Genomic DNA, 23,099 nt, shown 5'->3' on the forward strand with positions numbered 1-23,099 from the left:
TCATAGACAGAAGATGGGCAGCTTGCGGCCACCCATCTCATTCTTGTTATTTGGATGGCGCCTCGCCGATCCATTTCTTATAAATCTTGTCGTACTCACCGCTGGACTGCAGCTTCTTCAAGCTGTCGTTGACCGCTGTTTGCAGCGCTGTCTCGCCTTTCTTCATCGCAATGCCGTAAGGCTCATCCGTGAAAGGCTCGCCCACGACGACGAAGTTCGGGTCCTGTGCCATCATGCCGTAAAGGATCGCATTATCGGTAGTCAAGGTGTCCCCTTGCCCCGCTTTCAGCGCGCTGAACGCATCCTGGTAGTTGTCGAATTCCAGCACCGTTGCTTCCGGCGATTTGGCCTTGATGTTCGCCACCGATGTAGCGCCTTTGACCGCCAGCACTTTCGTGCCTTTTTTGACATCCGCCACACTCTTGATCGGGGAGCCTTTCTTCACCAGCAGGGACTGTCCGGCTTTGAAGTACACATCCGAGAATTCCACCTGCTTCTTGCGCTCATCCGTGATCGTCATCGTCGCCACGATCATGTCGATTTCTTTGTTGTCGAGCATCGGAATGCGCGTCTTGGACGTCACTTCTTTCAGCTCGATTTTCTTCTCGTCGCCGAGCAAGTCTTTGGCCAGCGCTTTGGCGATATCTACGTCGAAGCCTTCGACTTCGCCGCCGGTCGGATTTTTCAGTCCGAACAGCTTCGTATCGTATTTGACACCGACGACCAGCTTGCCTCTGCTCTTGATTTCATCCAGAACGGATGCTCCGCCTGCCGGCTTGGCGCTGCTCGGAGCCGTGCTGGCTGCGGCCGTACCGGCCGGCGAGCTGGACGCCCCGCCCGTGGAAGACGTTGAAGCGCAGCCTGCCAGTGCGAATACGGCGGTTAACATGACGATAAAATTCCATTTTTTTGAGATCATACGGTATCATCTCCCTATTGGTTATAAGTTCTAATGGCGAAGCACGCGGTTGAGAAACAGCTTCGCCCTTTCCTCTCGCGGGTTCACGAAAAACTGCTCCGGCGGAGATTCTTCGACGATTTGCCCTTTGTCCATAAAAACAACCCGGTCCGCCACCTCACGGGCGAAGCCCATCTCGTGGGTGACCACCACCATCGTCATGCCTTCGTGCGCTAGCGCTTTCATAACATCGAGCACCTCGCCGACCATCTCGGGATCGAGCGCCGAGGTCGGCTCGTCGAACAGCATGATTTTCGGCTTCATCGCCAAACCTCTGGCAATGGCTACGCGCTGCTGCTGGCCGCCGGATAGCTGGGACGGATAGCTCTGAGCTTTATCCCCTATACCCACCTTCTGCAGATAATACATCGCCGTCTCTTCCGCTTCTTGCTTCGATAGGCCGAGGACCTTCATCGGGGCGAGCGTAATATTGTCGATGACCTTCTTGTGCGGATACAGATTGAAATGCTGGAACACCATGCCGATATCTCTGCGCAGCTTGTTGATATCCGTCCTCTTGTCGCTAACCTTGAACTCGTTCACGACCAGCTCCCCGCTGGTGATGGTTTCGAGCCGGTTGATACAGCGGAGCAGTGTGCTTTTGCCCGAACCCGACGGTCCGACGACAACAACGACTTCTCCCTGCTTGATCCCCAATTCAATTCCCTTGAGCACATGAAATTCTCCGTAATGCTTCTCTACCTGCCGAAATGAGATCAACGGAACCCCCCCTTCGCTCTAAAAAGAACTTAACAATGTAAACTATTTGTCATGTTAACTTACACTTGATGTGTTTAAATCTTATAGTCGAACTATGAAATCTTATACAATCCGACATGGAGATAAAAAATAAAGTATGGACACCAAGCGATTCTCTATGTGTTTAACCGCCTTGGGCAGGGGTGAAACAGGATTGTCCCTGGCGGCACTGAGACGAACTGTGCAACATCGTGCTTCGGCATCAAAAAAGACACCTTTACGATGCACAAAGTGCAAAGTAAAGGTGTCTCTCGCTCCGGCGGATCGGAGCGCTCACGGGCAGGGGGACGTGCCTACTCCAGCAGGCCCTCCGGCAGCTTGCCGTCCCAATCGCCCGGGATCGGCAGACCCAAGGCGTGCAAGGCGACAGCCGCCGTATCCATAATGGACAGGCCGGTTAAGTCCGCGGCCGGACGAATGCCGGGGCCCCGGCAGCCCCAGAAGATGGTCATATCCAGCGGGTCGTCGCTCCCGTGCTCGAACGGATCCAGGCCGCCGCCGCCGTGATCCGTCGTGACGATGATCAGGCTGTCCTCCAGCATCCCGGCTTCGAACAGCGCGCGGCTGATGTCGCCGATCTGCCGGTCCGCCCGGGAGATCGCCTGCAGATGATCCGGCGAGCCGTATCCATGCCGGTGCCCGGCGGCATCCGCATCGTCCAGCTGCACGAACAGCAGCTGAAGCCCGGGATTCGTCCGGATATATGCCGTGACGGCAGGAACCAGCTCTTCATCCGGAGCGCTGAATTTGCTGATATCCGGCACATCCTCGATAATGCCGGTGAGAATGGGCTTCCATGAAACGAAGGAAGCCATGACGCTGCCGGGCCGCGCCGTGCGCAGCATGTCAAACAAAGATGGAACCGGGGAGCCCGCCGGGTAATTGGCATTATGCTGAATATGCAGATGGGAGCGATGCCGTTCCGGCGTTACCCCATGCAGCAGCGACCCCCAACACTCTCCGCTGTTGGACGGATAGACCGTCTGCGCTCCATACGTCTGCACGCCCCCTGCCAGCAGCACATCGATAATGGGGGTCGCCGCTTCCCGGACGAACGCCCCTGCCCCATCAATCCCCAGAATAATAACCCTTTGAATCGATTGATACGAGGAATCCGAGCGACTAGGGACGCCTGCTTCGGGCCTCATCTTCTTGTTTGTCATGTTCATCCCTCCGACTCATCCCAGATCGGGTGTATCCGACAGCTCAACAACCGGCTTCTCCGTACCGTGCAGCTCCAGAACGATGATCTCGTTAACTCCGTCCCGCAGCAGCGGAGCCGGCACGTACAGCGTGCGCTGCGGGCCTTCCGCCCAATAGCGCCCCAGATTAAAGCCGTTGATCCAAACGACGCCTTTGGTCCACCCGTCCAATCGAAGGAAAGTGTCTCCCCGTTCTTCTACCGTGAACGAACCGCGGTAGAACGCGGGACGCTCCACAGTCTGCTCGTCTCCCCGGTTATCTCCAGTGAACGGAATGGCGTCCGTATGATCAAGCGGCAGCGGATAGATCGTCCAGTCGAACAGAAATTGGTTGTTCAGACGCACACCTTCCGTTATGCCTTTGTAATCCCTCAGCTTCGGTCCGTAATTCACGCGTCCCATGTTCTCGACGACGATATCCAGCTGCGCGCCTTGGGCCGGAATGTCCACCTCCAGTGGACGCGGATTCCAGCGTTCCACGGTGCCTTGGCAGACGCCGTCCAGGAAAACTTGCGCGCGGTCGTGCACGTCCTGCAAGTGCAGCTTCTCGCCGGTACGCGGACCGGAGACGCGGGTCGAATACACGATGAAGCCATAGCTCTGACCTATCATCTCCATCGGTTCCGGAGAGGTGCGCCGGACCGGCTTGGCAAGCCGCTCCAGGCTGCCAAGCAGATCGGCTTTCTCCGATAATTGCACCGCGCCATAGTTCTTCTTCGGTTGAGGTGCCGGGAACGCCGGGAACTCACTTTCATCTTGACCCAAATATCGTGCAATGACGCTGCGGACGGCTCTGAACTTCTCCGTTTCATCTCCGCATTCGGATAGCGGCGAGTCATAGTCATAGCTGGTGATCGTCGCCTCGTACTTCTCGCCATAGTTCGCCCCGTTATAGAAGCCAAAGTTCGTCCCGCCGTGGAACATATAGAAGTTCACGGAGGCGCCTGCGCGCAGCATGCGGTCGAACACGTCCGCCACATCGCCCGCATCGCGCGTATGATGCGGCTTCAGCCAATGGTCGAACCAACCGTTCCAATACTCCATGCACATGAGAGGTTCGTCCGCACGGTATTCGCGGAATTTCTCGAACGCCTCCTCCGGTCTGGAGCCGAAGTTGACGGTAGCCAGGGTGCCGGGAACCGTCCCGCCCTGCAGCATCCCATCCTCGGGACCGTCGGAGGTGAATAGCAGGACATCGACCCCGCGCTGCGTCAATCCATCGCGCAGGTACGTTAAATAAGCGGTGTCGTTCCCATAGCTGCCATATTCATTCTCGATCTGCATCGCCACGATCGGCCCGCCGTTCGTGCTAAGCAGCGGCACCAGCCTAGGGATCAGCTCATCGTAGTAACGGTCTACTTTCTGCAGGTAGCCGGCATCCATGCAGCGCAGCTTCATATACGGATATTGCAGCAGCCAAGCGGGTAAACCGCCGAACTCCCATTCTGCGCAAATGTAAGGGCTGGGACGCACGATCACATGCAGCCCGAGTTTACCCGCCAGCGTTACGAAGCTTTCGAGATCGGCGATGCCTGCGAAGTTAAATTCGTTCTCCTGCGGTTCATGCAAGTTCCAAGGCACATAAGTCTCGACGGTATTAAAACCGCACGCTTGAAGCTTGAGCAGCCGGTCTTCCCAATATTCAGGCACAACACGGAAATAGTGAATGGCCCCGGACAATATTTGAAACGGCTTCCCATCTAATAGAAACTGTCGGTCTTTCGCTAGTAAAATAGCCACAATGATCCCTCCGGACGATGAATGCTGTTCGTTCTTGCGTTACATTCATCATCGCCGAAAGCCCTTCCGATCTCCATCCCCATATGTGTCATTTTCTATACCAAATGTGTTCTCTTGCGTGTTATGATGAAACAAATATACGTGAATCGGGAGGAACCGCCGGTGGAGGAATTATATCGTTTCCCCAATATTGTCAACACCCTGCAAGTGATAGGCTGCCACTTCGGTTTGAAGCCTTCGGGCTGGCACTATCCGCGGCACCACCATCATCTGTTCGAGCTGGTGTACTGCTCCCAAGGGGAGGTCGTGCAAGAGATGCACCGCGATGCGGTGACGATGAAGGCAGGCGATTGGCTGCTCATCAAATCCGGCGTCAGGCACCAGTCGACGAATCTTGCGGCTTCGGACTACGGCTTCTTCAACGTGCATTTCGATCTCGACGATCCGGAAATCCGCAGCCTGCTGGCCGCGACGCCATACCGGCTTATCCGCAGCGAAGCTGCCGGGCACAGCAAGCTGCGCTTCTACGTAGACGAGCTGGAGGCGGTCATGCGCCGCAATCGAGGCGAGCTCGGAGAGGAAGCGATGCCGGAGCCCTCCTTGCTGCGCTTCGAGGACAAGCTGCTGGTGCAGTCGTACACGCTGCTCATCATTCACGACGTACTCCGCCTGCTGCGGGAGCACGGCTCAACGAGCGTGAACCGTCCCGCTCCCGATAAAGATCCTTCGCTGTTCGCCGCCGATGTCGCTCACATGATCGAAGAGAAGCTCTCGCTCGGCCTATGCGAGGAGGCAACTGTGGCGGGGGTTGCGAAGGAGATGAATCTCAGCCGCAGCTGGTGCAGCAAGCTGTTCGCCAAAGTGTACGGCCTCTCCCCCCGCCAATACGTCAGCCAGCAGAAGCTGAAGCTGGCCAAGGAGCTGCTCGTCACGACGCATCTGCCGATGACGGAGATCGCGGAGAAACTCGGCTTCCACTCGGCCAGCCACTTCTCCCGGCAGTTCCGGCGCTGGACCGGGCAGTCGCCGAGCGAATTCAAGCCGCGCCACCATACGACGCAATAACTACGCGCTTCGCCCGGCTTGTTCTGGCCGTCTCCCCCGGCCAACGCATTGAAGAGGATGTCCGCCGGACATCCTCTTCAATTAATAATCCCGTGCGCTACGATTTCCACTTTCACGGCAACCTGGAAGTCCGTCTCCGGGTACGCCGTCTCCCAATCCAATCGCTTCCATTCCTGCGGATGCATAGCGATGAGATCCCGCCCGATGCCGAAGGCGTCGGAATGGGCCCGCTTCAGCAGCTTGCAGATGTCCTGAGACTCCTGTGTGAGCAGCTCGGAGAACTTATCGTTCAGCCGCTCGATGGTCGGCCTGTCCAGAAGTTTGAATTTGGCGTATTCAATCACATTCGCTTTCAGCTTCAGCTGCATGTTGACCTGAATTTGCCCGGAAGGCAGAACCGTAACCTTCTTACTGCGTTTGGAGCTGGCGATACTCAGCGACAAGAAGTCTGTCGGTTCGCTCTTTCCCTCGGTTTTTTCTATTTGGCGGGTAAGCACACAAATCTTGCCCAGGCTACCGTTCATCAACAGAAACAAGGACGACTGCTCCGGGGTGAGGGCATAACCTGAATACTTGCGCTTATGAATCAGCGCCAAACCGTCAATAACAGCTTTGTCTTTATCCGACTCCTTCGATAGTCTGTTGCCCTTGCGGAGAATCGGAATGACGATATCCTTGCCTTGATCGTGAAGAGCCGGATAGATCGAATGCACGGTAACCTTCGGAACCATCGTCTCATATTGGGCGCTTTTGAGAATTTTGCGCAAATATTCCCCGGCTGTAGCGGAACCGATCCGATCCAGTTTGACCAAATCGGCTGCCGTACCGTGAACAATGGCGACTTTGGCAAGCATAGGATCGGTGGAACTGCGGAAGGTGGAATCAAGGATGCCCAAGAGATCGGTTTTGGCCAGCTTGTCGCTGATCAGCATCACTTGATTCTTGGAGGTGCCGATAGGGCCTGAGATTTGCAGGCCGATTTTCTTATACAGCGCGTCCTGCATGGTCGGACCGGAAGCGGAGAGCACTTCGTGAATCGGTACGGTTCGTTCTTCCCCGCCGGGCGATTGAATCGTTACCGTCGTGACGATTTCGTTGTTCTCATTCGTATCCAGTGAGGTTGCGTAAATCAGCTGCAAATTTTTCAAATCCGCATGATAATTGCACCCCGCGAGCAGCAGAACGGCAAACAAGCCGAAGAATCCCCGTCTTTTCATACTGCCGGCCTCCCTTTTTTGCTTCTCATCCATACGTACAGGAAAATAAGCATCGGCAGGCCGATGACGACATAACTTTCGTATTCGACGATTTTCTGAAGCCACAGGATGCGTTCCTCCGAGCGCCATAACATACCGGCCAGACAGATCGCCGGGGCCAGATAGTAGATGCTTCGCTTATGCTCATTGCGGTGAAACCAATAGCCCAGCCCTTTCCCTGCCGCGAACAGGTAACTGATCAAGGTAGCCGTCACCTTCACGAGCCACACCGAAAGGAAGATCAAATCCATCCGCTCCAGGAAAGGCAGCGCTATCCCGTTCAGGAAATAAGGCACCGGCTGCGGAATGAAGCTGAGCGATTCCGGACTGAAGTTCAAGAAGATCAGCACGACCACGACGAGGAAGAAAGCCGTAGCCATGCCGTTAGCCCATAGAACGGGTGCGATCATGCTCTTCCCTTCCGTCTGTACGTCGGAGGCGACGACCAGGAACAGCTCGAAGCCGAGGAAGGAAATGATGGAGCTTTTGACTCCGGCCATAATCGCCATTAAGCCTTGCTGTCCGATCGGAAGCATATAGCGGTAATCCATCGTTTGAAAGCTAGTAAGCAGGAGCGCAATCATGACGACGAGCAGCAACGAGACCATGACTTGGTAGCGGGCAATGATTCGCAGACTCTCTCCGGCGAAGTAGAGGAACACCAGACAATTGGCTGTAAGAATCATCCACGGATCGGTGAAAGGCAGCACCCATAGCTCGACGAACACCATTTCCAGCAGCAAAATCACACACGATATGAAGATGAAATGGATCAGATAGATGGCATTGACCGCATTCCCGAGCCACTTGCCGAATATTTCCGGCATCATCGTATAGAGATTGTACCCCGGGTATCTTTTGCACAAAGCGATATAGATAAGAAGTATGAGCTGGACGACCGCTCCCGCCAAGATTACGGACATCCATCCGTCCACACCGGCGGATTCGTGCAGCACGTTCGGAAAAGACAACACCCCAATGCCTACCTGTGTCTGCAAAATAAAAGCAAATAGCTGCATTCGACTCATGACGCTCTCCCATCCTTCGCGCTGCGGCTGAACATTCGCTTCGGAAACTGAATGAGCGCAGTCAAGATGCGGCGGGGCTCAAAGGGGGTAAACGGATAAAAATACGGAACACCGAACGTTTCAAGCTTGCTCAAATGCATGAACAGCAGTGAAAAGCCGAACCCGATTCCGGCAAAGCCAAGCAGCAGCGCCGCAACCATGAGCGGAAAGGAGATCAGCCGAACCGCCAGGCGCATCTCATGGGAAGGTATGCTGAAGGAGGCGACAGCAGTCAAGGAAATGACGACGATCATCGTCGTAGATACCAACCCGGCGCTGACAACCTCGCTGCCGATCACGAGACCTCCGACAATGGACAATGTCGACGCAATCGGTTTGGGCAGCCGAATCGCCGCTTCCCGCAGCAGCTCCAGCACGGTAATCATGAACATGGCTTCGATAAGAGGATTGAAAGGGACATTCTCCAGCGAGGCTTTCAGTGAGAACAGCAGATCGATCGGCAGCACTTCGAAATGGTTGGATACGATCGCAATATAAACCGAGGGCAGCCCGATTCCGATGACAACGCTCAGAAGCCGCAAGAAACGAAAAAAAGTCCCGTTCCACCACCGGACATTGAAATCGTCTGCGACTTGAAAGAACATGAAGAACGTCACGGGCAGAATGACGGCGAACGAACTGCCGTCCACGAGCAGGACGACCCGGCCCTCCATCAAATGAGCGGCTGTGCTGTCAGGCCTTTCCACATACAGCATTTGCGGAAACAGCGACCAGCGGCTGTTCTCCATCCGGTTCAGAATCTGTCCGGGCGATTTGATGAAGACGGCTTCATTCGTCATGAGCTTGGCGATGATCTCATCGACAATGGTCATCTCGGCGATATCGCTCATATACAGCAGCTTCACGGCAACAGGACTCTTCGCCCCCAGCGTAAAGTTCCGTTCAATGAGATTGGGATTCTTAAGCCGCCTATGAATTAACTGCATATTCATATCCGCGTCGTCGACGAAGCCCTCGTGAGAGCCGCGAATCACTTGCTCATTCTGCGATTCGGTGATGCTGCGCTCGATCGTCGCGCTCACATCGGCCAGAACGATAGCCGCGCTCCCATCCAGCAGAATGGCGCACTTGCCTTGCAGCATACCGTCGGCTGCCGCTTCCAGATCGGCCGCCGTCTCCATATCAAGGATCGGAAGAATATCCTGCAGCTCGCCCTCCGTCGACTGCAGCAGCGGCTTCAAGACATCGTTCTGAAGCTTGGCCCGGTCAACCGCTGCGTTCAAATAAAGAATAGCACCCTGTGCGCCATGCAGGCGAAATTCACGGGTGCGTACGTCATCGGAGGAATGAAAGCGTTCGAACAGCTTCTGCCTATTCGTATTCATCTCTACCGAGATCCGGGCCCCATCCTGAGGCAAATCCTGAGGCAAATTCATACCGCTTCCCCCCGTCTTGTCACTATACGGGTAGTATTTGCCATGATCTTCTTTCTATCCGTGCTCGCCTTTGCGGAATTGACCCGGTGTTATCCCTTCATAGCGCTTGAAAACGCGTATAAACGTATTGCTGTTGGAGAATCCGACCTTCGTCGTGATCTCCGTAATCGTATCATCGGTGTCGAGCATCAGCCTTTTGGCGAGCTCCACCCGCTGCTTATTGACGTAGTCGATGAAGGTTTCCCCGGACTGCTCTTTGATGAAGCGCGATAAATACGGGGCATTCACTTCGAATTTCAGCGACAAGGACGTCAGGCTCAAATCCATATCCGCTAAATTGTCGTCGATATAACGCAATACGTGATCTTTCAGATTCGTATTGTGGCTTTTCTTTTTGGAATCGACGTATTCGCATACCGTTCTCAGAAACTTATAGATTTCATCCTCAATTTCCGCGAACGATTCGCACTGTGTCAGCTGTTTAATCAGCGCATGCTTCTCCACGGCCAGCTCGTTCGGCCCTTGATCCAGAGGCTCGATCGCCTTAAGAATCGTCCCGATCAGCTCGAACATGAGCAGCTTGCCGAGCTGCAGCGACAAGGTGCCGTCCGAGACGTTCGTCACGATCAGCTCACTGACCGCCTCCATCGCCTCTTCGTATTGTCCCGTCCGAATATGATTGATGAGCTGGCGTTCCATATCGAGCGGATAGTACAGCTCGTGCTTCGGACGCTTGATGCGGTCGAACGGAATGATCTGGCTGGGACCGATGACGAATTTATATTCGAGCGCCTCCAGCGCCTCGTCGAATCCATGCGGGATGCCGGCCAGCGTCGGATGAATATCCGAGATGCCGATCGTCAGCTGGATATAGAACTTCCCTTGAATGATCGCTTGCGCCTCTTGGGCGACTTCGATCAGATCCTGCTTCGCCTGGGCTTCATCCTCATGCTGGATATTGACGAGGAAAGCGACCATGCCGTCCACTTCCGTCGTGAACACCTTGTGCTTGCGCCCGATCAATTCCTCGGTAATGTTCGTCACAATATAGTACACATACTGCAGCTTGGATTCGGCATCACGCAAAGAGTTGTCGTTAAAGAGCTGCTCATAATCGCCGATATGAAACAGCAGCACTGCGAACCGGTTCGTGTCGAACTGCAGATCGAAAGAAGCGATTGATTGCGATAGCGCCGACCCGCTCTCTACACGCCCCTTTAGCAGACGCGCCAGGAAGTGGCTGCGCAGCACGTTCTGCTGCTTCCGGATCGTTGAGTTCGCCGTGTCCTGGAAGGCGGCGTTCTCGGACATGAAGGACTGCAGGAGCAGGAACTCGTCCTTAATGCCCTGCATGTTCGACTTCACCTTCGGCGACACCATATCCACCATGCGGCGAAGCGGCATATAATGCCGGCGGGTCAGCCAGACGGACATCGGTCCGCCGACGAAGATGCACATGAATAACCCCGCATAAATCCAGCTGCGCAGTTGGTCTACTTTCGCGGAATAAATTTTGGTCGGCACGATAGACACATATTTCCACTCGTTCTCCACCGAGGATACGTAGGAAACGGTCACCTCTTCCCGGCCCCATCGCTGGCTGAACGATCCTTCCGAGGCGGCAATTTGGGCATAATCGATATCGGGCACATGCTGGGATTCGCCCGCGACCATGAGCGGCTTATTGCTGGAATCCAGAATGAGCACCGTGCCGGCCTGGGCGAGCTGGATGTTCGAGATAGCCGCTTTAAGCCGTTCCGCATTCAGCATCACGACAAGCGTCGCCGGCGCCTCGTCGGCGTTCTGAATCGGCAGCGACTGCAAATATACCAAGTCGTTCTCGGCCAGCTGCAGGAAATTGCCGAAATAAATGTTCTCCACGCTGCGCTGCCATTTGTCGAACGTCAGGCCCGGATTGCCGGCGTGAAGCAATTGATACAGCAGCTCATCCTGATTCATTGTCGACGTGGTTACGGCGAAATGCTGTTTCTTCAGGTATACATACAGGTCCGTAATATCCCCGTTCGAGGCTGCATAGGATCGCAGCGACGTGATAAGATCGAGCGTGTCGATTTTCACTTGTGAAGAAGTAAATTCCGATTGATTGACGTATTTGATCACCTTCGGGTCCAATGAGAGCTGCAGACCCATTCTTTTGATATCTTTGAACTGGTTGTCCAGGGATTGCTTCACCTGATTAAGCAGCGCTTTATTGGACCGGATGACCTCCGAGCTCAGCAAATTTTGCGATTGAAAGAGCACCAGCATCGTGATCACGATGGGGATACAGAGAATGGTCAAATTCGAATATAGCCAGAAAAGAAATACGCTGCGCTTCATGAAGAAGCCCCTCCCTTACTCATGCTGTATGCGAATTATCCCATCTTCAGCCCCGCATGTACATCTACGATTTTTGCACGATCGTCTTTTTTTAGGTATATCCATGCTGCCAACGCCGCAAACCCAAATATCCCGCCCTCTTTTGGAATAACCAAAAAGAAGACAGGCCCTGGGATCATACTGCTATTCTTTAATCGCTCCGACCATTACGCCCTTCACGAAATACTTCTGCAGGAACGGATAAGCGATTAGGATCGGCAGGGTCGCGACCATGATCGTCGCGTATTTAATACTTTCTCCGATCGCTTGCGTATCGTTGGCATTGCCCGTTCCGGTCGTCATCGAGTCCGTGCTGTTCTGGACGAGAATTTCCCGCAGGATGAGCTGCAGCGGAAATTTATCCCGGTCATGCAGGAAAAGCATCGCGTTGAACCAGGAATTCCAATGGGCTACACCGTAGTACAGCACCATCACGGCAATGACCGGCATCGATAAGGGCACTACGATCTGGAACAAAATCCGCCATTCGCCCGCGCCGTCAATTTTGGCGGATTCCATCAGTCCCTCGGGGATCGCTTCGAACGAAGTCCGCATAATGATCAGGTTCCACGTCGAAACCGCGACAGGGATAATCAGCGCAAGGAAGCTGTTGCCCATATGCAGGTAATTGTTAATGAGCAGGTAGGTTGGAATCAAGCCGCCGCTGAAGTACATCGTAAAGACGATGGAGATCATAATGAACTTGCGGAGCACGAACTTCCTGGACAGCGCGTAGGCGCCAAGCGTCGTGAAAAACAGGTTAACCGCTGTACCCGTGATGAGGATCAGCAAGGTGTTCCCATATCCGCTCAAAATGTTCGGATTCGCGATCACTTTCTCGAACGCCGTCAAGTTAAACCCTAGCGGTCCGAGCAAAGGTCCCGTGTGCTGAATAAGCAGATTCGAATCGCTGATCGACGCCATGAACACGTAGTAGAACGGGTACAACGTACAGACGATAAGCAAAAGCATCAGAATGGCATTACCGATATCAAATAGACGCTCCGTGGCGCTTAGTTTCATTGTGAGTTCCTCCTGTCGGCTACCACAACCGGCTGCCTGAGAATCGGCGGGATATGCTGTTAGCGCTAATCAGTAGAATAAAGTTGATCATGGATTGGAAAAGTCCGACAGCCGTCGTATAGCTGTAATCATTCCCTTGAGCGAGCCCTTCCCGGTAGACGAAGGATGAGATCACATCCGCCGTTTCATACGTATTCGGGTTGTAGAGCAGGACGATCTTCTCGAAACCGACCTCCATAAGCCCCCCGATCCGCAGAATAAGCAGGATCATGATCGTCGGAATCAGTCCGGGCAGCGTGACGCTCCAAATTTGGCGGAAACGTCCGGCCCCGTCGACGCGAACCGCTTCATACAGCTCCGGGTTAATCCCGCTGAGCGCAGCCAAGTAAATGATGGACGACCAGCCCAGCTCCTGCCAGATCGATGTGGAAACGAAAATGGTCCGGAAATTGCCGGCATCGTTCATGAGCGCAGAGTCCTGCCCGCCGAAAAACATAATGAAGGAATTCACAATACCGCCGCGGTTCGTAAAATCGATAATCAATCCGGAAATGACGACAATGGATATAAAGTGGGGCAGGTAGGAAATCGTCTGAACGATCGATTTGAACAGCTTCTGGCGAATTTCATTCAGCAGAATGGCGAGAATGATCGGCGCCGGGAAGCCGAAGACGAGATTATAGAAAGAGATCAGGAACGTATTGCGCAGTACGCGGAAAAAATAATAGCTTTGAAAGAAATCCTTGAAATGCTCGAAGCCTACCCAATCGCTGCCCCAAATGCCTTTGGCGGGACTGAAATCCTTGAAGGCGATCACAGCGCCGTACATCGGGAAATATTTGAAAATGAAAAAGTACAGCGCAACCGGCAGTACCATCAGGTATATGGCGCGATTTCTTCTGACGTCGTCGAGTAGAACCCGAATGGCATTCGCCATGGTCTCACTTCCCTTATGAGTGTGGTGAAACAGGGGAGACTCGGCTCCCCCGTATGCCCTGCAATTAACGTTTGTTATAACGATCCGTCGCTGCTTGGTAAATCTCCACTGCGCGGTCGATGTTCATCTTCTTCACTTGCTCGATCGTTTTGTCGTAATCCTCCAGCTTGGCGGCGCCCATCACGACTTTCGTAATTTGCTCCGTCAGCAGCGTGCTCACATCGTTCAAGATCTTGGCGGATTCTTTGGCTTCGTCCGTAGAAAGAACGACCGGCGGCAGCATGACTTTATAGGCGTTGTTTGCATATTTGGCGTACAGCTTGACGGCGTCCTTCTGAGCTTGCAATTGATAGTACTGGTCGTTGTAGCGGTCGTCATCCAAACCGGAGAAGCCATAGTTCGCGATGAAATATTTGGCCATCGCTTGAGAGATAGGCAGGTTGTCCGGATTTTTCAAAATCAGGTCGGTATATTTCGGCTGGCCGTCCACCTTCGTGAACGTTTGGCCTTCGATCCCGAAATTTTTCAGCATCGCACCTTCATCGCTGTACAGGTAGTCGATCGCTTTGACCGTCTCCGCCGCATGCTTGTTCGTACTCGTAATGACGGTGCCGATATTGTCATACTCCCAAGAAGCTTGCACGAATTTCGGCTCGTCGCCTTTCTTAAGGACCGGATACTGCACGGCCGCCAGCTTCGCTTTCGGATCCGTCTTCTGCAGCGCCGGCGTGTAGGTGCCGATGCTGCCGCCGATGAAGCCGTAGAACGCTCCCGCTTTGCCGGAAGTAATCTTCGCATCCATCGTTTTGGTATCGTTGGACGCAAAGTCCGGATCGATCAGACCTTCCTTGTACCATTTCTGCATCGTCGCCAAATATTGCTTGAACTCCGGCTGCGTAGGGCCGAACTTCACTTTGCCGCCATCGACGTAGAAGGAGCTCGCATTGGCAATCGTGGACATCCCCGCGACGCCGTACGCACCTGCGAAATCAGCGAACGAAAGCGGATAGCTTTTATTCAATGTGAAAGGAATGACGCCCTTCTTCTCTTTGAATGCCCGCAGCACCGTTTCCCACTCATCGATCGTTTCCGGCGCTTGAAGTCCAAGCTCCTCCAGCCAATCCTGGCGGATCACCATGCCGCTGAACGTCTTGTACTGACCGTACTGGCCGACCTTCAGGTGAGGCAGGGCATAGATGTCGCCATTGTCCGCTTTAATTTGTTTGGCGATCTGCGGGTTGGCGTCGAGAATTTTTTTCAAATTCGGAGCGTTTTTCTCAATCAAATCATTGAGCTTAATGATCGTGCCGTCCTTGAACATTTTGGCCGTACCGCCCTGCACGCTGTTCCAGTTCCACAGCATGGAGTCCGGCAAGTTGTTGGAAGCGACCATAACGCCATATTGTTGAACGTCATCTTGCGGCGTGTTCCCGGAGGAATGCTGGAATTCGAACGTCACATTCGTTTTCTTCGCCCATTCCTGAACCATCGGAAGCTCGTTCAAGCTCTTGACGACCGCTTTGGCATTCGGATTCATCGGCGTCCACATGGTCACCTTCACCGGATTGTTGGAAGCCGTCGTAGCAGCCGGAGCATTGCTCCCGCCCGTCTCTTTATTAGCTCCTGAATTGCCACAAGCGGTTACAAGCGATAGTACGAGCACGGAGGCAAGTACAGGAAGCACTTTACATGCTGTATTTCTTCTCATAGAAACACTCCCCTTGATGTTGGTTAATAGTCCGGCGCTTAAGCCGCGCTGCGGATTAGCCCTGTGAATGAAGCATACATGGCCCATGCGGCTGCCGTATATCGCTTATTTTTGAGTCGTATTGTTTTCTTAGGAATGGTGAGTATCGCTTCTATTTGCAGCATCTTCTTTTTATGAGAATGCCCTTCCGGACAAAGAAAAAATCGCTCCTTCGCCGCTTCAGCCCACGGTTCGGTAGCGATTCTATGAATTATTCGGCGATCAGCACTTCAATGCCCAGCCCTTGTATCGTATCGATCCATTCCTTCGGACAACCCGAATCGGTGATCAGCATTGAGATTTCGTCCAGCTTGGCCACCCGGGCGAAGGTCGACATGCCGAATTTGGAATGGTCGGCCATAAGAATCGCCTCCTCCGAGCGCTGCATCATCTTCCTGGAGATGACCGCTTCCGCCAGATGGAAGTCCGTGATGCCGTCTGCCAGCGAGATGCCGCCTACAGAAATGAATGCTTTGTTCACCTTGAATTGATCGAGCATTTGGTCGGTCAGCGCGCCGGTTGCCGCCTTGTACTCCACATTCACTTCGCCGCCCAGGAAGATGATTCTGCCTTCGAACAGCTCCATCGCCATATTCAGAATGGGCACGGAATGCGTAATTAAGGTAACATTGCTGCGCTCCTTCAAATAAGGCAGCATCTCGATCGTCGTCGTGCTGTTATCGAGCATAATCGTTTCGCCGTCCTGCACGAGCGAAGCCGCTGCCCTGCCGATCGCCGCCTTCTCCTTCTTCATGATCTGCGTCCGTCTGACGAAGGGCGGCTCGACAAGCTCCATGCGCATTTTGACCGCGCCCCCGTACACTTTGCGGAGCTTGCCCTCCTTCTCCAGCCGGTCCAAGTCCCGCCGGACAGTTTCCGTCGAAACGCCAAGCAGCTCCGACAAATGAAGGACCTGCACCTTCCCTTCCAACTCCAAGTGATTCAGGATCTTCACCCTGCGGTCCTCGAATGTTAACGACATAAATAACCTCCCGCCTATGACCGATGATGGCAACATGGTGATGATTCATGTTGTTTTTCATCTAGTGTATAAGCAGGAGGTTATGCTGTCAACGCGTTAACGTGCGGCGACCAGCTGGTTGATCTGCTCACGTTTGCCGATGAGCCACTGCGGATCATGCGGATATTCACTGAAGGTTAGCGGTTGATCAAGACCTTCTTCGATCAAATTGACCGTGCTTTCGCGGCCGATCAGGCTCTCCAGCTTCTCCAGCGCCCTTACGTCTTGCAAAGCTTCATAGAAGACGACCATCCGAATCGATTCAATAGGGCCGTCTTCGCCGGGATACACCAGGAAGGCATCGCCGGACGGGAACGACCGGTCCGCGTCGGTCTGAACGAACGGATTCACCATCTTGCGGGCGTACTGGGAGTACCAGAAATTATAACCCCAATGCAGGAAACCTTTAATCTTAAATTTATACAGCTGAAAACCGATTATCCGGTTCCTCTCCGATGGAAAAACAAAGAAGCGGTTCGACACTCGCTTAAATTGCGCACAGCAATAGTAAGTCCACAAATTGTCGACGCCCTGCGCAATGAATTCGTCGATGTGATTATTCGCCACAACCGGCGTGTTAACGAGACCGTGCGCATAAAATTCATAGTCCGAGAGCGCATCGAACGTCGGATAGTGACCAAGGAATTGACTCAGTTTGGCGCTGGCTGCCTGGTATGACGCCAATTGCTCCACCGACGGCTCATCCGAGACGTGGAAGAATACCCGACCTGCAAGCCCCCGCTCCTGGATGTAGCGATCCAGCTCCGGCAGGAAGACTTCGAGGAAGGAGCCGTATTCATCTCCCATGGCATCGGTCTCCCAGCCGAAAATTCGCTTCTGCTGCCCTTGCTCTGTCGCCATAATCTTCGGGGCAAACTGTGCGCCCCATTGTGTAAACAGGTGCGAGAACTCGTAATATTTCACCCCGCAGCGATCACCGAGCGCAATCCATCGGTCCAGCAGTGTGAAATCAAACCGGTACGCTTGCCCGTCCCGCTCCACTCCGACCAGCTGCACGGTCGTCCGCTCGCCTCCGACCTCCGTATCGAGCGGCGGCGTGAACAGCGGCGTCAGCAGCATATTGACGCCTTGCTTGACCGCCGTCTTCACATACTGCTCGATCCTTCTCCAGTGCTCTTCGCTGAATACGTCTACCTGATAATAGTTTGCCAAACAGTCTGTGTGAAACCATTCTGTCCGGATCAGCTTCTGCTCCGGCAAGGAAGCGCTTAACACTTCAAGCTCGATAGAGACTGTGCCCAGCTCTATGCCAGACGCTGCGCATAGCGAGAGAACCACGGGATACAAGCCCGGGGATTGCGACTGGCCGTGAAGGTCGATCGTCACCCAGAAGGAGCCCCAGCATCCGGGTAGAGCCGTAGCCCCGCCCGCCTCGACGGGCAGCAACGGGTCCGGGTACAGCCCCGGCTGCTCGCTGAGAATATACCCATCGTGATTCCCATACATGGTAAGTTCGCTGGGAGCGAGTCCGACTTGACGGACCGTTACAGCAGGGGACAGTGGGGTTGCAATTGCCAGCACAACACCTTTCAGAAGCTTCTCCGACCGGTAAGCGACTTGAAACGAGAATACTTCATTGCCGAGAAGCGAGGCCTTCTGAAGCTCATAACGGGAATCGGGCTCTTGGTGAGCCAGCACTTTCGCAAGCGAATTCAGGCAGCGCAATTCATACTTAAGATCTGACACAGTGCGTTCATCCTCTCTTCAAAGCAGAATTAGTCCTTTTTTAAAAGTATGGGATTTGGACCAAATAGTAAATGATCTTTTTTGACGAAATGGACGATTCTTGTGATTAGGACGGCGCAAAAATTGCTCATTGACAGTACAGGAAACCGCATATACAATTGTCAACAAACAACAACAAATTAATATAAAACCACAAGAAAACAATCGCCAAATAGGCAAACGGAGGGTTATTTCCATGCAGCATTCACTTAGCTTTCGCGATGACCGGACTTTCACCATTACACAATTTACCGACTTGCATTGGCAGGACGGCGGCGCGCTCGATCAGCAGACGCGCAGATTGATGGACGATGTGCTTGATAGCGAGCGGCCGGACTTGGTCGTCTTTACGGGCGACGTTATATATACCGGCTACGTTAAACCCGGCGAGCCCGTCTGCAAGCAGCCGCTCCAAGCGTTCCGGGAAGCCGTCCAGGCTGCGGTCGACCGGGGCATTCCGTGGGCCGTCGTGTTCGGTAACCACGACACGGAGTCCATCGTCACGCGCGAGGAGCTGATGGACGCGGTGCTGAAGCTGCCGCATACCGTTACTCAACGCGGTCCGGTTGAGGTTCACGGCGTAGGGAACTATACGCTGACGATTCGCGGAGCCGATGGGCAGGACGCCGCCAGGCTGGTCTTTTTGGACTCAGGCGAAATGTCCCCAGTGTCCCATATCAAAGGTTACGATTGGATCCGCAGCGATCAAATCGCCTGGTATAAGGAAGCTTCGCATGCCGGCGGAGATTTGCCGGCGCTCGCATTCTTCCATATTCCGCTGCCGGAATATCAGCAAGCATGGTACACCTCGACCTGCTACGGGAACAAGCTGGAGAATGTGTGCTGCCCGCCTGTTAACTCGGGCTTGTTCGCTGCGATGGCTGAGAGAGGCGATGTGATCGGCACGTTCTGCGGGCATGATCACATCAACGACTACTGGGGCGAGCTGCACGGCATCCGGCTGTGCTACGGCAGAGCGACCGGCTACAATACATACGGCCAGGAAGGCTTCCCGCGCGGCGCTCGCATGATCCGGCTTCGGCAGGACGAGCGCGCTTTCGAAACATGGCTGCGTCTGGAAGACGGCACCGTCGTAAGAGAACAGCCCGAGCATAAGCCGGGCGCTTGATGGATTTGATTCGTTTGGAGATGATGGCTTGGTTATCGTATCAATACTGCTTGTCATAGCTTCCGGCCTCACACATGCCATCTGGAGCTTGTTTACGAAGAGAAGCCGCAACAAAAGCGTCTTCCTGTGGTCCATCCTCATGGTGACCACGATTATTTTGCTGCCGTATCTGATAAGAGAGCTATGGCTTCATCCCTTATCTCTGCCTTCCTACGGATTGCTGCTGCTGTCGGCGGCTTTACAAAGCATTTATGCGCTTTTGCTCTCGCGCACGTACAATATGGGGGACTTATCACAAATTTATCCGATTATGCGAGGTACCAGCACATTATTAATTCCTATTGTCGGTGTACTATTCTTGCGCGAGTCCTTATCGTGGTTCGGTTGGCTTGGGCTCCTCTGCATGATCGCCGGGTTTCTATCACTGAGCGGAATTTTCTCACGCAGACATGCAAACCAAGCTGGAGAATACGGCACAGTTAAGCCATTCCTCATGGCGCTTTGCGTCGGCCTGTGCACGACCTGCTATGTACTGGTCGATAAGCTGAATCTGCAGCATATCTCCGCGATCTCTCTACTCGAGGTTACGAATATCGGCTTCGTCGCAGCGCTGACCCCCATCGTCATCGCCTCGAAGCAGTTGAAGCTAGAATGGAAGCTGAACTTTCGGATTATTTTGATTGGAGCGATTCTGAATCCCGGTTCCTACTTGCTGTTTCTCTTCGCTATGAAATATGCGCCGGTCGCCCATATCTCACCGATTCGGGAGATCGGCACCGTATTCGCTACGATACTGGGCATTGTCATCCTCAAAGAAAAGCAGGGCAGGCTGCGGATTATTTGCTCGATCTTAATTACAATCGGGATCCTGCTCATCGGAATTTGGGGTTGACAGCGCCGATCGCAACGCATATGATGATGTCAGTGAGCACTGACATTGATTCGGGAGAGGAATTTCATGGACGCCAGCAACCTCGGTAGCCGCGATAAGCTTCAAATGGCCGCGATCCATTTAATCGCTGAGAAAGGTTATAACGGCGTCACGACCCTTGAGATCGCGGCGGCCGCAGGTTTGAGCGAGAAGACGCTGTTTCGTCACTTCGGCAGCAAGCAGAAGCTGCTGGAAGCAGCCTTTGATCGGTACCACTATGCCGAGGAGATGAAAAAACTTTTCGCGGAGAAGCTGGTATGGGAGCTCGAGGACGATTTGCTGCTTATTACGAAGTCGTATCACGACATTATGAACCGCAACCGTAAAATGATCCAAATCTCCCTCAAAGAGGACCTGCCCGGTTTTCGCGAACGAACCCAGAGGCACCCACGCCAGCTGCTGGAGTTCCTGACGGACTACTTCATCGAGATGGCCGTAAGAGGCAGCATCCGATCCGACCAACCGGAGATGCACGCCTTCTCCTTCATGATGATGCAGTTCGGCGCGTTCATGAACGATCTTGACAGCCGCACGAACTACTCCACCATCGGCCTCGAGCCGTTCATTGAAGAGAGTGTCAAAGTTTTTGCTAGGGCCTTGAAGCCCTAGTTTTTTTAAGACCAAATTGTCAGTCAGTACTGACAGTCATACTGAAGATAAGGATGTGGTTTCAGGTGCCTAACAACAGTAAGCAATTAATGCGCGTTCTGATGTTCACACTGACGATTTCCATGATGACAGGCATCATGTTCAACATCGCTCTGCCCAAGATTAGCGAACAGTTCTCGCTAAGCCTGTCTCAGGTGAGCTGGCTCTCCTCGGCCTATATTCTCATCTACGCGGTCGGCGCCGTCACCTATGGGAAGCTGGCCGACCGGTATCCGCTGCGAAGCCTCGTCACCTTCGGGCTGCTCTTATTCGGAGCCGGCTCGCTCCTTGGGCTGGCTTCGCAATCATTCGCCATGGCCCTCGCCGGACGATGCCTGCAAGCTGCGGGAGCCGCGGTCATTCCGGCGATTGCGATGATCATCCCACTGCGCTATTTCGCGCCGGAGCGGCGGGGTGCCGCCCTGGGCTTGACCGCAGTCGGGCTGGCCTTCGGCAACGCGCTCGGTCCCGTCGTCGCAGCGGCCATCGTCAGCGTCTTCCATTGGCGCTGGCTGTTCGCGGTGCCGCTGCTCGTGATGGCGGTGCTCCCGCTATACCGCAAATATTTGAAAGATGAGCAGCGCCCGGTCATCGCCGGTACCTTCGATTGGATCGGCGGCGGTTTGCTAGCCATTACGATCGCCATGCTTCTGCTCAGCGTGAGCGAAGGCGCTTGGCTGCTGCTCGGCGGAGCGTTGGGCCTGGGCCTTTTCGTCGCTCGCGTCTGCAGCGCGAAGGACCCTTTCATTGCGCCGCAGCTTTTCCGGCACGGCAAATATACGCTGGGGCTGAGCATCTCCTTCCTCGTGAACGGGACCTGCTGTTCCCTCTATGTGCTCAGCCCGCTGCTGTTGACCCATGTGCAGCAGCTGCCTTCCATCTGGATCGGCTTCGCCATGGTTCCGGCTGCTGCGGCCGCCGCTATTTTCGGACGCAAAGGCGGCAAGCTTGCGGATATTCGCGGCAACAGTTTTGTCGCTTATACCGCTTCAGGCTTGCTGTTCGGCTTCTTTGTACTGCTTTCGACGTTCACCGGAAGCTCTCCGCTTGTGATCGCCGCTCTGCTTATTCTAGGTAACGTCGGACAGTCCTTCATGGTCATCGCCGTGTCGAACTCGGTGTCCCGAACACTGCCGCCCGAACAAGCCGGAGTAGGCATGGGCATGCTCGCCATGGTTAACTTCATCGCACAGGGCATTGCAATTGGCCTGTACAGCAAAGCCGTCGACCTTGGAGCCGGCGGGATGCCGAGCTGGAATCCGCTATATCGGGATGCGGTCGGCTCTGTTTTCAGCAACATCAGCCTTGTGCTTGCCGGGCTAGCCGCGATTATTTGCGTCGTTTTTTATTTCACATTTGACGGGAGACGCGAAGGAACGAGAGGTCATCTCGCGAACGCTCAAGCCCAGAACCCTGCTAGATCGGCTTCCATGTAATTCTGGATTGTGTTGCAGCTAGCTCCGGGGTCTCCAGTTTCTGTAGTAACATACATGCACCGCTGGCTACATGGGGTCCACCCGGTTTCTGTGGTATCCCTACATGCACCGCTGCCTGCTTCGGGATCGCCCAGTTTCTGTGGTATCTACATGCAGGCTGGCTGCTACGAGTTCACCCAGTTTCTGTGGTATCTACATGCACGCTGCCTGCTTCGGGTTCACCCGGTTTCTGTGGTATCTACATGCACCCCTGGCTGCTTCGAGTTTACCCCGTTTCTGTGGTATCTACATGCACCACACTGGCTGCTTTGAGTTCACCCGGTTTCTGCGGTGGCTTGCTGCGAGTTCACCCAGTTTCTGCGCTATCTACATGCACCGCTGCCTGCTTCGGGCTCGCCAGTTTCTGCGGTATCTACATGCACGACTGCTTCCCGCACACCCCTGCCTGATTCTATATGAAAAATCGCATAGATTTCCCCTTAAAACGATAAAATCGATAAATCTATATGAAAAACAGCATACAATTTGCCCTCAACCCGCTGTAACCGGCAATTCTATTCGAAATATCGCACAGATTATCCGCAAGCCTGCATATGAGCCACTGTTAAATCAGAATAAAAAGGGGACCTCTCAACTAGAGGTCCCCATTCCAATTCCC

At 54.0% G+C, this 23,099-nt stretch carries 18 protein-coding genes; 5 read left to right on the plus strand and 13 right to left on the minus strand.

Annotation, left to right across the window (positions count from 1 at the left end; all coding sequences use genetic code 11):
• Positions 1-46: 46 nt before the first annotated feature.
• The 4 genes from J2X61_RS13895 to J2X61_RS13910 form a co-directional block, all read right to left on the minus strand.
• Entirely contained in the window at positions 47-919 is an 873-nt protein-coding gene (locus J2X61_RS13895) for a glutamate ABC transporter substrate-binding protein (RefSeq protein ID WP_274467178.1), read from the minus strand.
• A gap of 30 nt (positions 920-949) precedes the next feature.
• Positions 950-1,678 (minus strand): amino acid ABC transporter ATP-binding protein, encoded by a 729-nt coding sequence (locus J2X61_RS13900; protein ID WP_274467179.1) that lies wholly within the window; start codon positions 1,676-1,678, stop codon positions 950-952.
• Between the two features lie 332 nt (positions 1,679-2,010).
• The gene (locus J2X61_RS13905) at positions 2,011-2,880 is read right to left on the minus strand and encodes an alkaline phosphatase family protein (RefSeq protein ID WP_310188389.1); all 870 of its coding nucleotides are present in this window, start codon (positions 2,878-2,880) and stop codon (positions 2,011-2,013) included.
• Between the two features lie 15 nt (positions 2,881-2,895).
• Positions 2,896-4,659, minus strand: a complete 1,764-nt coding sequence (locus tag J2X61_RS13910) for a glycoside hydrolase family 35 protein (protein ID WP_274467181.1) — start codon at positions 4,657-4,659, stop codon at positions 2,896-2,898.
• A 162-nt stretch (positions 4,660-4,821) separates the two neighbouring features.
• Here J2X61_RS13910 and J2X61_RS13915 point away from each other — a divergent pair, with 162 nt between their 5' ends.
• Positions 4,822-5,724, plus strand: coding sequence for an AraC family transcriptional regulator (locus J2X61_RS13915; RefSeq protein ID WP_274467182.1), 903 nt, complete (start codon positions 4,822-4,824; stop codon positions 5,722-5,724).
• A gap of 77 nt (positions 5,725-5,801) precedes the next feature.
• On the opposite strand, the gene J2X61_RS13920 is transcribed toward J2X61_RS13915, so the two are convergent.
• The 9 genes from J2X61_RS13920 to J2X61_RS13960 all read right to left on the minus strand — a co-directional run bounded on the left by J2X61_RS13920 (position 5,802) and on the right by J2X61_RS13960 (position 18,258).
• Complete coding sequence (locus tag J2X61_RS13920) at positions 5,802-6,941, minus strand: Ger(x)C family spore germination protein (protein WP_310188390.1); 1,140 nt, start codon at positions 6,939-6,941, stop codon at positions 5,802-5,804.
• On the minus strand, positions 6,938-8,008 hold the full coding sequence (locus J2X61_RS13925; protein WP_310188392.1) for a GerAB/ArcD/ProY family transporter: 1,071 nt from the start codon (positions 8,006-8,008) through the stop codon (positions 6,938-6,940). The genes J2X61_RS13920 and J2X61_RS13925 overlap by 4 nt, the downstream gene beginning before the upstream one ends.
• Positions 8,005-9,444: a spore germination protein gene (locus J2X61_RS13930; RefSeq protein ID WP_274467186.1), complete on the minus strand. Its 1,440-nt coding sequence runs from the start codon at positions 9,442-9,444 to the stop codon at positions 8,005-8,007. Before J2X61_RS13930 ends, J2X61_RS13925 begins: the two co-directional genes overlap by 4 nt.
• A gap of 54 nt (positions 9,445-9,498) precedes the next feature.
• On the minus strand, positions 9,499-11,784 hold the full coding sequence (locus J2X61_RS13935; protein ID WP_310188395.1) for a helix-turn-helix domain-containing protein: 2,286 nt from the start codon (positions 11,782-11,784) through the stop codon (positions 9,499-9,501).
• A gap of 183 nt (positions 11,785-11,967) precedes the next feature.
• Positions 11,968-12,846: a carbohydrate ABC transporter permease gene (locus J2X61_RS13940; protein ID WP_274467188.1), complete on the minus strand. Its 879-nt coding sequence runs from the start codon at positions 12,844-12,846 to the stop codon at positions 11,968-11,970.
• Positions 12,847-12,865: 19 nt separating this feature from the next.
• The gene (locus J2X61_RS13945) at positions 12,866-13,783 is read right to left on the minus strand and encodes an ABC transporter permease (protein ID WP_274467189.1); all 918 of its coding nucleotides are present in this window, start codon (positions 13,781-13,783) and stop codon (positions 12,866-12,868) included.
• Positions 13,784-13,847: 64 nt separating this feature from the next.
• The gene (locus tag J2X61_RS13950) at positions 13,848-15,491 is read right to left on the minus strand and encodes a type 2 periplasmic-binding domain-containing protein (protein WP_274467190.1); all 1,644 of its coding nucleotides are present in this window, start codon (positions 15,489-15,491) and stop codon (positions 13,848-13,850) included.
• 250 nt (positions 15,492-15,741) lie between these two features.
• Positions 15,742-16,512 carry a DeoR/GlpR family DNA-binding transcription regulator gene (locus tag J2X61_RS13955; RefSeq protein WP_274467191.1) on the minus strand — a complete coding sequence of 257 codons (771 nt, stop codon included), beginning with the start codon at positions 16,510-16,512 and terminating at the stop codon, positions 15,742-15,744.
• A gap of 96 nt (positions 16,513-16,608) precedes the next feature.
• Positions 16,609-18,258 carry a DUF4091 domain-containing protein gene (locus J2X61_RS13960; RefSeq protein WP_310188402.1) on the minus strand — a complete coding sequence of 550 codons (1,650 nt, stop codon included), beginning with the start codon at positions 18,256-18,258 and terminating at the stop codon, positions 16,609-16,611.
• 235 nt (positions 18,259-18,493) lie between these two features.
• On the opposite strand from J2X61_RS13960, the gene J2X61_RS13965 reads away from it, so the two are divergent.
• The 4 genes from J2X61_RS13965 (at position 18,494) to J2X61_RS13980 (ending at position 22,441) form a co-directional block, all read left to right on the plus strand.
• Positions 18,494-19,426, plus strand: a complete 933-nt coding sequence (locus J2X61_RS13965; RefSeq protein ID WP_310188405.1) for a metallophosphoesterase family protein — start codon at positions 18,494-18,496, stop codon at positions 19,424-19,426.
• A 28-nt stretch (positions 19,427-19,454) separates the two neighbouring features.
• The gene (locus J2X61_RS13970; RefSeq protein ID WP_274467194.1) at positions 19,455-20,318 is read left to right on the plus strand and encodes an EamA family transporter; all 864 of its coding nucleotides are present in this window, start codon (positions 19,455-19,457) and stop codon (positions 20,316-20,318) included.
• A 66-nt stretch (positions 20,319-20,384) separates the two neighbouring features.
• On the plus strand, positions 20,385-20,966 hold the full coding sequence (locus J2X61_RS13975; protein ID WP_310188409.1) for a TetR/AcrR family transcriptional regulator: 582 nt from the start codon (positions 20,385-20,387) through the stop codon (positions 20,964-20,966).
• 53 nt (positions 20,967-21,019) lie between these two features.
• Positions 21,020-22,441 carry an MFS transporter gene (locus J2X61_RS13980; RefSeq protein ID WP_396135447.1) on the plus strand — a complete coding sequence of 474 codons (1,422 nt, stop codon included), beginning with the start codon at positions 21,020-21,022 and terminating at the stop codon, positions 22,439-22,441.
• Positions 22,442-23,099: the final 658 nt, after the last annotated feature.

It is taken from the genome of Bacillus sp. 3255, assembly GCF_031456485.1.
GTDB lineage: Bacteria > Bacillota > Bacilli > Paenibacillales > NBRC-103111 > Paenibacillus_E.